9 protein-coding genes are annotated in these 10,606 nt (G+C 65.7%); 4 read left to right on the forward strand and 5 right to left on the reverse strand.

From position 1 onward, the window contains the following. Position 1: 1 nt before the first annotated feature. The 3 genes from QW863_RS13765 to QW863_RS13775 all read right to left on the reverse strand — a co-directional run bounded on the left by QW863_RS13765 (position 2) and on the right by QW863_RS13775 (position 4,644). The gene (locus QW863_RS13765; RefSeq protein WP_315713800.1) at positions 2-1,879 is read right to left on the reverse strand and encodes an extracellular solute-binding protein; all 1,878 of its coding nucleotides are present in this window, start codon (positions 1,877-1,879) and stop codon (positions 2-4) included. Further along, complete coding sequence (locus tag QW863_RS13770; protein ID WP_315714364.1) at positions 1,876-3,720, reverse strand: extracellular solute-binding protein; 1,845 nt, start codon at positions 3,718-3,720, stop codon at positions 1,876-1,878. The genes QW863_RS13765 and QW863_RS13770 overlap by 4 nt, the downstream gene beginning before the upstream one ends. Positions 3,721-4,095: 375 nt before the next feature. Next, positions 4,096-4,644 (reverse strand): c-type cytochrome, encoded by a 549-nt coding sequence (locus QW863_RS13775; protein ID WP_315713799.1) that lies wholly within the window; start codon positions 4,642-4,644, stop codon positions 4,096-4,098. Positions 4,645-4,884: 240 nt separating this feature from the next. On the opposite strand from QW863_RS13775, the gene QW863_RS13780 reads away from it, so the two are divergent. Further along, positions 4,885-5,625, forward strand: a complete 741-nt coding sequence (locus tag QW863_RS13780; protein ID WP_315713798.1) for a 3-deoxy-manno-octulosonate cytidylyltransferase — start codon at positions 4,885-4,887, stop codon at positions 5,623-5,625. A 21-nt stretch (positions 5,626-5,646) separates the two neighbouring features. Beyond that, complete coding sequence (locus tag QW863_RS13785; RefSeq protein WP_315713797.1) at positions 5,647-6,507, forward strand: prephenate dehydratase; 861 nt, start codon at positions 5,647-5,649, stop codon at positions 6,505-6,507. Here the strand turns inward: QW863_RS13785 and QW863_RS13790 are convergent. Then, positions 6,488-7,411, reverse strand: coding sequence for a LysR family transcriptional regulator (locus tag QW863_RS13790; protein WP_315713796.1), 924 nt, complete (start codon positions 7,409-7,411; stop codon positions 6,488-6,490). The two genes, QW863_RS13785 and QW863_RS13790, sit on opposite strands and share 20 nt — an antisense overlap. Positions 7,412-7,511: 100 nt before the next feature. On the opposite strand from QW863_RS13790, the gene QW863_RS13795 reads away from it, so the two are divergent. Continuing rightward, complete coding sequence (locus tag QW863_RS13795; RefSeq protein ID WP_315713795.1) at positions 7,512-8,381, forward strand: NmrA/HSCARG family protein; 870 nt, start codon at positions 7,512-7,514, stop codon at positions 8,379-8,381. A 78-nt stretch (positions 8,382-8,459) separates the two neighbouring features. After that, the gene (locus QW863_RS13800; RefSeq protein WP_315713794.1) at positions 8,460-9,041 is read left to right on the forward strand and encodes an NAD(P)-dependent oxidoreductase; all 582 of its coding nucleotides are present in this window, start codon (positions 8,460-8,462) and stop codon (positions 9,039-9,041) included. A gap of 354 nt (positions 9,042-9,395) precedes the next feature. Here QW863_RS13800 and QW863_RS13805 read toward each other — a convergent pair whose 3' ends face one another. Continuing rightward, positions 9,396-10,415, reverse strand: coding sequence for an LLM class flavin-dependent oxidoreductase (locus QW863_RS13805; RefSeq protein ID WP_315713793.1), 1,020 nt, complete (start codon positions 10,413-10,415; stop codon positions 9,396-9,398). Positions 10,416-10,606: the final 191 nt, after the last annotated feature.

The following is a 10,606-nucleotide window of genomic DNA, read 5'->3' on the forward strand; positions in this document are numbered from 1 at the left end:
ACTACTTCGCCTGCTCCAGCTTTGCGGCCTTGGCGGCATCGTACCACCAGATGTCGGGGGCGCCGACGCCCGAGGCGTATTTCGGCGGCTTCGGCGGATGGTCGAACTGATCCCAATAGGCGATCGGGTGGGTCTGGCGATACCATTGCGGTATCCAGTAGTGGCCGGCGCGGAACACGCGGTCGAGCGCCCGGCAGGCCAAGGTCAGCTCGCTGCGCGTCTCCGCGGCGATCGCCTTGGCGACCAGCGCATCGATCGCGGGATTGCTGATCCCGGCGAGATTGTAGGAGCCCTTGGTCTTGGCCGTGTCCGAGGTGAAATAAGCCCGGAGGCCGTCGCCGGGGGTCGGCGACATCGACATCCGCTGAATGGCGATGTCGAAATCGAAATCCTCGACCCGCGCGCGATATTGCACGGCGTCGACGATCCGCAACTCGGCGTCGATGCCGAGCGTCTGCAGGTTCTTGATGAGCGTGCCGTGGTGCGGCTTGAACGAGACCTCGTCGATCAGGAACTCGATCGCGAACACCTCGCCGGACGGCAGCAGCCGCTTGCCGTCCTTGACCGGCAGGCCGGCCTGCTGCAGCAGTTGCGTCGCCTTGCGCAGCAGCGCGCGATCCTGGCCGGAGCCGTCCGAGACCGGCGGCACGAACGGCTCGCCGAACACATCGTCGGGCACCTGGCCGCGGAACGGCTCGAGCAGCTTCAGCTCCTCGGGCGAGGGCGGCCCGACCGCGACCATGTCCGAGTTCTGGAACGGCGACACCGTGCGCGCATAGGCGCCGTACATGATGGTCTTGTTGGTCCACTCGAAGTCGAACGCGTAGGTCAACGCCTGGCGGACGCGGGGATCCTTGAACTTGTCGCGGCGGGTGTTGATGAACCAGCCCTGCCCGCCGGACGGCGTCTCGTCCGGCAAGAGCTCGCGCTTGACGCGGCCGTCCTTGATCGCCGGGAAATCGTAGCGCGTCGCCCAGATGCGCGCGGTGAACTCCTCGCGGAACAGATAGCTTTTGGCGGTGAAGCCTTCGAACGCGACGTCGCGGTCGCGATAGAATTCGTAGCGCACGATGTCGAAATTATACATGCCGCGGCTGACCGGCAGATCGGCCGCCCACCAGTCCTTGACACGCTCGAACTCGACGTAGCGGTTGATCTCGTATTTGCCGACCTTGTACGGCCCCGAGCCGAGCGGCACGTCGAGCGGACCCTCGTCGAACGCGCGGTTGGCGTACCAGGCCTTGGAGAAGATCGGCAGGGTCACGACATAGAGCGGCACGTCGCGCGCGCGCTTCTCGACGAAGCTCACCACGACGGTGGCGTCGTCGATCGCCTCGGCCTTCACGAAGTCGCGCAGCTGAACAACGATCAGCGGATGGCCCTTCTCCTTCAGCGTGTTCAGCGAGAAGGCGACGTCTTGCGCGGTGATCCTGCTGCCGTCATGGAAGCGCGCCTCGGGCCGGAGCGTGAAGCGATAGCTCAGCCTGTCCGCGGAGATCGCGACGGACTTCGCGACCAGCCCGTACACCGCGTCCGGCTCGTCGCTCGCGCGCACCATCAGGGTCGCGAACGTCATGTCCATGCCCTGCGCGCCCTCACCTTTCAGGACGTAGGCATTGAACGAATTGAAGGTCTGATAGGACTGGTTATAGGCGCGCACCGAGGGGATCAGCGAGAACATCCCGCCCTTCGGAGCGTCGATATTGACGTAATCGAAATGATGGAAGTCGGCTGGATATTTCAGGTCGCCGAAGGCCGACGTGCCGTGCGACTCGGGGCCGAACTCCGCGGCCACGGCCGGCGTCAGCAGCGGATAGCTGAGCGCGCCGAACCCAAGCCCGAGCACGCCGCGGCGCGACAGATGCGGGAGCCGGCTCAAGAGCGCTTCACCTTGGCGGCCTTGTCGGTATCGTACCACCACAGATTCGGCCAGCCGGACCGCGCATATTTCGGGAACGGCGTGAAATGGCTGAAGCGGTCCCAGCGCGCGCTGCGCGCAAACGGGTAGGTGAACTGGGGGACGACGTAGAAATTCCACAGCAGCACCCGGTCGAGCGCATGCGTCGCCGCTTCGAGGGAGGCACGATCCTTGGCGTAGATGATCTTCTCGATCAGCGCGTCGACAGCGGGGTTCTTGATGCCGATCGTGTTCTTCGAGCCGGACTCGTCGGCGGCCTTGGAACCCCAGAAATCGCGCTGCTCGTTGCCGGGCGACAGCGACTGCCCCCAGACGTCGATGATCATGTCGTAGTCGAAGGTGCGCACCCGGTTCTCATACTGGACGTTGTCGACCTGGCGTACCGTGACAGCGACGCCAAGGCGCTCCAGCGACGGCTTGTAGAACAGCACGATCCGCTCGGAGGACGGGTCCTGGACCAAGAGTTCGACCGTGACCGGCTTGCCGGCGGGATCGACGAGCTTGCGGTCCTTGATCTCGAAGCCTGCGTCCTTCAGCAGCCTGGTGGCCTCGCGCAGATTGGCGCGAACGTTCTCGGGATTGCCGCCCACCGGGGCCTGGTAGACCGTGGTGAACACGTCCGGCGGCACCTTGTCGCGCAGCTCCTCGAGGATCTGCAGCTCCTTGCCCTGCGGCAGCCCGGAACAGGCCAGATCCGTGCCTTCGAAATAGCTGTTGATGCGCTTATACTGGCCGTAGAACAGCTGCTTGTTCATCTCCTCGAAATCGAAGGCGTAGTTGAAGGCACGCCGCAACCGCGCGTCCTGGAATTGCGGACGCCGCAGGTTGAAGGCGAAGCCTTGCATGCGGCCGGAATCGCTGATCGGGAATTCGTCCTTGACCACACGCTTGTCGTTGATGGCCGGGAAGTCGTAGGCCGTCGCCCATTGCTTGGCGGAATTCTCGTTGATCCAGTCGGCCTGATCGGCCTTGAAGGCCTCGAGGGCGACGATGTTGTCGCGGAAATATTCGAACTGCAGCTCGTCGAAATTGTTCTGGCCGATCTGGACCGGCAGGCTGGCGCCCCAGTAGTCCTTGACGCGCTCCATCTTGATCGAGCGGCCGGGCACGAACTCCTTGATGCGATACGGGCTCGACCCGAGCGGCGGCTCCAAAGTCGTCGCGGTGACGTCGCGCTTGCGGCCCTGCGCGTCGGTGCCTTCCCACCAGTGCTTCGGCAGCACCAGCAGCTCACCGACGATGTGCGGCAGCTCGCGATTGCCCGGACCATCGAAGGTGAACTTGACCTCGAGGTCGCCGGTCTTCTCGGCCTTCATGACATGGCGGTAGTAGGAGGAGTAGTGCGGGCTGTTCTTCTTGAGCACGTCGAGCGAGAAGATGACGTCCTCGGGCGTCACCGGCTTGCCATCGTTCCAGCGCGCTTCCTTGCGCAGCCGGTAGATGACCCAGGAGTAGTCGTCCGGATAGGCCGCCGACTCGGCGAGCAGGCCGTATTCGGTCGACACCTCGTCCTGCGAGCGCGTCATCAGGGTCTCGTAGACCAGCCCCGCCGCGGACGCGATGTTGCCCTTCACATACATCACGACGATGTTGAAATTGTCGAAGGTGCCGAGCGAGATCATCCGCGCTGTGCCGCCCTTGGGCGCGTCGGGATTGACGTAGTCGAAGCGCTTGAAGTCCGCCGGGTACTTGATCTCGCCGAACAGCGACAGGCCGTGGCGCCAGACCAGTTGCTCACCGGCCTGCGCCTGCGCGGCGTCGAGCGGGGCAAGGCTGGCGGCGGTGCCGAGCGCCGGGGTCATCGCAGCGAAGACGCTGCTCTGCAGGAGCTGTCGTCGGGTAATCGTCAAATGAGACTTCCTCTGAATAAGACCGCTTGAAGCAGGTGGTCGGCCGTGGCCGCTGCTGCTCCCAGATCCAACGTTCGATCGTAACCCAATTCGCAAGGGCAGGTTTCGCCGGCCTCAGCCAGGGTGCTCCGGCCCCGCGAACCCGTTCCATTCAGGGGACCAATATACGGCAAGGTTTCGACCAATAACCTTGCTTTTTCCTCATGATACCGGGTTGTGAACGAGGTGGATGCGACCAAAGGTCCCAAATGCGGCGAAATTCGCCCCGCAAAGCAAAACGGCCGGGCTTGGGGCCCGGCCGTCGGAAATTGGTGGGTCAGCAGCCGATCACTTGGCTGCGGTGGGCAGCGGCGCCGGGCTGTCGGCCAGCGAGTTCAGATAGGCCAGCACGTCGGCCCGCTCCGAGTCCTTCTGGATACCGGCGAAGCCCATCGCGGTGCCCGGGATGTAGCCCTTCGGATTGGCGATGAACTTGTTGAGGTCGTCGATCGTCCAGGTGCCGCCCTTGGCCTTCATCGCCGCCGAGAAGTTGAAGCCGCGGCCTTCGCCGATCTTGTCGCCGACGATGCCGTAGAGGTTGGGACCGACGCCGTTCTTCTCGCCCTTCGCGAAGGTGTGGCAGGCCGCGCACTTCTTGGCGGCGGCAGCGCCCTTCTCGACCGAGGCGGTCTGCAGCAGCTTCTCGATCGGCTCGGCCGCGGCCGGCGCAGCGGCTTCCTTGCCTGCGCCCTGGGCCTCCTTCACGGCGATCTCGAACCCCGGCTTCTCCGGCATTTTCGGCGCGAAGATCGCGCCAGCGGAGAAGCTCGTGACCAGCACGACCAGACAGGCGGCCAGAACGGCGCCGAGGATTTTGTTCAGTTCGAAGGAGTCCATTTTGGAATCAGGCTCCGAGGGCGGATTTCATTGCTTGGGAGGCCGCGGGGCCGCGACCGTGAATCGCCCCAGGATTCGTCAAGGCATCGAGCGGAATCGAGCCGTCGCGCCTCCCCCTGCGGCAGAAGTGAGATATCGGTTTGCCCGTGCTCTGGCAACCCGTATAAGCGGGCCGCCTCTGCTGTCCCCATCCAGTCCGGCCCGCGCTGTTGCGACCGGCTCCGACCTGCCGTTTCCCGGATGACCAAGTCCAAAATCCTCGTGCTGATCCCTGCCCGCATGGCCTCGACCCGCCTGCCCGGCAAGCCGCTGCTCGACATCGCCGGCCAGCCGATGATCGTGCAGGTGCTCCGGCGCGCGCAGGAGGCCGCGATCGGCCGCGTGGCCGTGGCAACCGATACGCTGGAGATCGCGGACGCCGTGACGGCGGCGGGTGGCGAGGTGGTGATGACCAAGCCCGATCATCCCTCCGGGTCGGACCGCATCTACGAAGCCATGTGCAAGCTCGACCCTGCCCGCGAGGCCGAGATCGTGGTCAATCTGCAGGGCGATTTCCCGACCATCGACCCGCAGAACATCAGCGACGTGCTGCCGCCACTGGACGATCCCGCCGTCGACATCGCGACCCTTGCCGCGCAGATCCATACCGAGGAGGAGAGCCTCAATCCGAACGTCGTCAAGGCGGTCGGCTCGCCTCTCGGCGGCCGGCGCATGCGCGCGTTGTATTTCACCCGGGCCACGGCGCCGTATGGCGACGGACCGAGGTACCATCACATCGGGCTCTACGCCTACCGCCGGGCGGCGCTGGAGCGCTTCGTCAGCCTGCCGCCATCGCCGCTGGAGCAACAGGAAAAGCTGGAACAGCTGCGGGCGCTGGAAGCCGGCATGCGCATCGACGTGATGGTCGTCGACGCCGTGCCCCGCGGCGTCGACACCCCCGCCGACCTCGAAACCGCACGCCGGCTGCTGTCCAAGTCCTAAGCTGCTGCTACAAGGCCCCTCATGAGCAAGATCTTGAAAATCGCATTCCAGGGCGAGCCGGGAGCCAATTCCCACATCGCCATTTCCGAGGCCTATCCGACCGCCGAGGCCATGCCGTGCGCGACCTTCGAGGACGCGCTGAGCGCGATCTCCTCCGGCGAGGCTGACCTGGGCATGATCCCGATCGAGAATTCGGTCGCCGGCCGCGTCGCCGATATCCATCACCTGCTGCCGGCCTCCGGCCTCTACATCATTGGCGAGTGGTTCCTGCCGGTCCGCCACCAGCTGATGGCGCTGAAGGGCACCAGGCTCGCCGACATCAAGACCGTCGAGAGCCACGTCCACGCGCTCGGCCAGTGCCGCCGCATCATCCGCCAGCTCGGCGTCCGGCCGATCGTCGCCGGTGACACCGCGGGCAGCGCCCGGGACGTGGCGCAGCGCGGCGACAGGAGCGTGGCGGCCATCGCCTCGCGCCTCGCCGCCGAGATCTACGGCCTCGACATCCTCGCCGAGGACATCGAGGACGAGGCCCACAACACCACCCGCTTCGTCGTGCTGGCGCGCCAGGAGCAATGGGCCGAGCAGAACTCCGGGCCGCTGGTCACGAGCTTCGTGTTCCGCGTCCGCAACCTGCCGGCTGCGCTCTACAAGGCGCTCGGCGGCTTTGCGACCAACGGCGTCAACATGACCAAGCTCGAGAGCTACATGGTCGACGGCAATTTCTTCGCGACGCAGTTCTACGCCGACGTCGACGGCCATCCCGACGACAAGGGGCTGGCCTTCGCCCTGGAGGAATTGAAGTTCTTCTCGCGCGAACTGCGCATCGTCGGCGTCTATCCGGCGCACCCGTTCCGCGCGACCTTCAGCGAGCGGATGGAATGATCGGACCGTCATCCCGCGGCTCCACATAGGCCGCCAGCTCGGCCGGCGTTCCCACCGGGAATGCCTGCTTCAGATGGTCGAGAAAGGCGGAGACGCGCGCGCTCAACAGCCGCCGCGACGGATACAGCGCCCACAGCGCAACCGCTGGCGCGTCCAAATCGCCCCAATGCGCCAGCCGGCCAGCCGCCAGATCGCGGCTGACGAGCGAGAGCGGCAGGCATGCGGCACCGACGCCGGCACGGACCGCATCGCGCACCATGATCAGCGATGACAACCGCAGGATCGGATCGATCGCGATGCGCGATGATCCCGTTGCAGCCATGACGTCCCACGCTGCGATCTGCTCGGTGCTACGAACAACCGCAGGAACGAGCGCGCCGTCCGCCGGCCGCGTCAGGCTTGGGCTGGCCACGACCACCAGCTGATCGCGCAGGAAGATGCGGCCGACAAGGCTCTCATCGGGATCGGGATTGACCCGGATCACCAGGTCATAGCCCTCCTCGACCATGTCGACGGCGCGGTCGTCGGTCGTCACCTCGAGCCGGACCTCCGGATATCTGAGCGCGAACGTAGCGGCGAGCTTGCCCATCGCGGTCTGCGAGAACAGCAGCGGCGCGCTGATCCGCAACCGGCCGCGCGGCTGGTCGCCGCCTGAGGCTATCGCACCGACGGTCTCGTCGAGCTCGGTCAGCAGCGCGCCCGTGCGCTCGAACAGCGCCCGCCCCTCCTCGGTCAGCTTCAGTGTGCGCCCGCCGCGCTCGATCAGCCTGATGTCCAGGCTCGCTTCGAGCTCTGCGACGCGGCGGGACAGCGTTGCCTTGGGACGACCGCTGGCGCGGGCGGCCCGGCCGAAGCCGCCGTGGCGGGCGACGAGCGTGAAATCGGCGAGCGCAAGCAGATCCATCTGTTCCACCAATGAGACGACATGTCCAAATATAGCGCCTATTGGCTCGCATGTGGATCGATATCTTCCGGGTGTCTCAACACCAACCCGGAGTGATCCCATGACCATCCTCGTGACCGGTGCCACTGGAACCGTCGGCCGTCGCGTCGTCGAACAACTCGTCAGGCGCGGGGCCGATGTCCGCGCCCTCGTCCGCGATCCTGGGAAGGCCAACCTTCCGGCAGGCGTTCAGATCGCCCAAGGCGACCTGCTCGACGTCGATTCGCTGCGCGGCGCGTTCTCGGGCGTCTCGACCCTGTTCCTGCTCAACGCCGTCACGCCTGATGAATTCACCCAGGCGCTGATCGCGCTCAATCTGGTCCGCGAGGCCGGCATCGAGCGCATCGTCTATCTCTCGGTGATCCACAGCGACGTCTACGTCAACGTGCCGCACTTCGCCGGCAAGTTCGCCGTCGAGCGGATGATCGAGCAGTTGGGCCTGAACGCCACCATCCTGCGCCCCGCCTACTTCATGAACAACGATCTCGCGATCAAGGACGTCGTGCTCGACTACGGCGTCTACCCGATGCCGATCGGAGCCAAGGGCCTCGCGATGATCGACGTCAGCGACATCGGCGAGATCGCAGCGATCGAGCTGATCCGCAGGGAGCAGTCAGCCGTGCCGCTGCCGCTCGATCGCATCAACCTGGTCGGTCCGGACACGCTGACCGGCGCTGATGCCGCTGCGATCTGGTCTGACGTGCTGGGCCGCACGATCGCCTATGGCGGCGACAACACCGCGCAGTTCGAGACCAACCTCCGGCAGGTCATGCCGAGCTGGATGGCGTTCGACATGCGACTGATGGCCGAGCGCTTCCTGACCGACGGCATGGTGCCGGACGAGGGCGACGTCGCGCGCCTCGCCACGCTGCTGGGCCGGCCGCTGCGCTCGTACCGCGACTTTGTCGCCGAGATCTCGGCCACGGCCTGAAGCCGAGCCGCTCATCATCCCCCGAAACCGAATTGCGCGGCGCGCTTCCGCGAATGCGCCCCCTCCATGGAGATCATCATGACCAGTCAAGATAGCAATGTCACCACACCCAAGTCTAACATCCTCGTGCTTGGCGCCACCGGCGGCACCGGACGGCTGATCGTGCGCGACGCGCTGGCGCGCGGCCATCACGTCACCGCGCTGGTGCGCTCGCCCGACAAGGCCGGGGACCTGCAAGGCGCGCAACTGATCGTCGGCGATGCGCGCGACGAAGCCACGCTTCGCAAGGCGCTCAAGGGACAGGATGTCGTCATCAGTTCCTTGGGCACCTCGCTCAGCCCGTTTCGCGAGGTCACCACGCTCTCGACATCGACGCGGGCGCTCGTCAAGGCGATGGAGGCCGAGAATGTTGCGCGCCTTGTCGCCATCACCGGGATCGGCGCAGGCGACAGCCGGGGACATGGCGGCTTCGTCTACGACCGGGTCATCGTCCGTCCCGCCATGCTCAACGACAAGCCGGGCGGCCAGACGGTCCGCGCGCTGACGGACCTCACAGGTTTTCACGGCGGCACGATCGCGCGGGCCGATGTCGCGCGCTTCGCGGTGGACCAGGTGAGCGACGACAGCTTCCTGCGCCGCTCTCCGCTGATCACATGGTGAGACCGGCACGGCGCGCTTCGAAGTCCAGATCGCGCCATTGTTCGCCTCAACTCTCTGCACGAACTCCGTTCATCCAAGTGGGGCTAGTTCGAGCACACATCTTCGCGGCGACGGGATTTTACCTCGCCCCGCTTGCGGGGAGAGGTCGGATTGCATCGAAAGATGCAATCCGGGTGAGGGGGGCTCTCCGCGAAGGCGGTGCTCGCGGAGAGCCGGGGCGAGAGAGCCCACCGTCCGTTCCTTGAAGTGACTGGATCCGACTTCGAGATGCGTGCTCACGCTAGCCCCGTCGGGGAGAGCTGAATCTTCATGCTGCACGATCCAGAACTCATCGGCTGCTAGGTTCGTGCGGGACTACGCCGCCGCCTTCCGCTCCAGGCCGAAGGCGTCGGCAAGCAGGCTGTAGGAGCGCTTGCGGGCGTCGTGGTCGAAGGTCGCCGTGATCACCATCAGCTCGTCCGCCTGGCTCGCCGCGATCATCGGATCGAGCTTGGCTCGCACCGTCGCCGGGCTGCCCACGAACAGCCGCGACCGGTTGCGTGCGATCGAGGCGCGGTCGGCGTCTGTATACATGTACGCCGCGGCCTCCTCGGGGCTCGGCAGCGGCAGGAACTGGCCGCGGTCGCGCCTGAGGCGGTTGAGGTCCATCGACGACGCCAGCCGCTCCGCCTCGGCGTCGGTCTCGGCCGTCACCACCGCGACCGCCAGGATCGCATGCGGCTGTGTCCGCCAGCGCGACGGCGTGAAATGTGCGCGGTATGTTCTCATCGCGTCGACGGCGTCGTGGCTGGCGAAATGATGTGCGAAGCCGAACCCCATGCCGAGCTGCGCCGACAGTTCGCTGGAATAGTCGCTGGAGCCGAGCAGCCAGATCGGCGGCAGCGGCGCGTCGTCGGGCATGGCGATGACGTTGTTGTAAGGATGACCGGCAGGGAACTCGCGGGTCTCCCACAGCATCAGCTCATGCAGCCGCTCCAGGAAGTCGTCGCCCTCGCGGCGGTCGAGCCGGCTGCGCAGCGCATAGGCCGTGGTGCCGTCGGTGCCCGGCGCGCGGCCCAGGCCGAGATCGATCCGGCCGGGAAACAGTGCCTCCAGCATCTTGAAGCGCTCCGCGACCACCAGCGGCGCATGGTTGGGCAGCATGACGCCGCCGGAGCCGACGCGGATGTGCTGCGTCGCTGCCGCGATCTGCCCAATCATGATGTCGGGCGACGGGCTCGCCACCGACGGCAGGCTATGGTGCTCAGCCAGCCAATAGCGGACGTAGCCGAGCTGATCGACATGGCGGGCCAGATCGATGCTGTTGCGCAGCGCCGCCGAGGCAGGCGTGGCGGTGGTGGTGACGGAGAGGTCGAGGACGGAAAGCGGGATCATGGCTTCAACCTAATGACTGCGCGACGTGCCACAATGGGCCAACCGCGGCGGAGACCTGCTGGAAATGCAGGGATCGACATCAGCCCGAGTTGGGACACGAAAATTGTATACAACACCGCCTTCGAAACGTCCCACACTCAATCTCGATCAAAGCCGCTCACCCACAGCCAACATACGTTGAAACATCAACA

Origin of the sequence: Bradyrhizobium sp. SZCCHNR1017, assembly GCF_032381375.1 — a bacterium.
Lineage (GTDB): Bacteria > Pseudomonadota > Alphaproteobacteria > Rhizobiales > Xanthobacteraceae > Bradyrhizobium.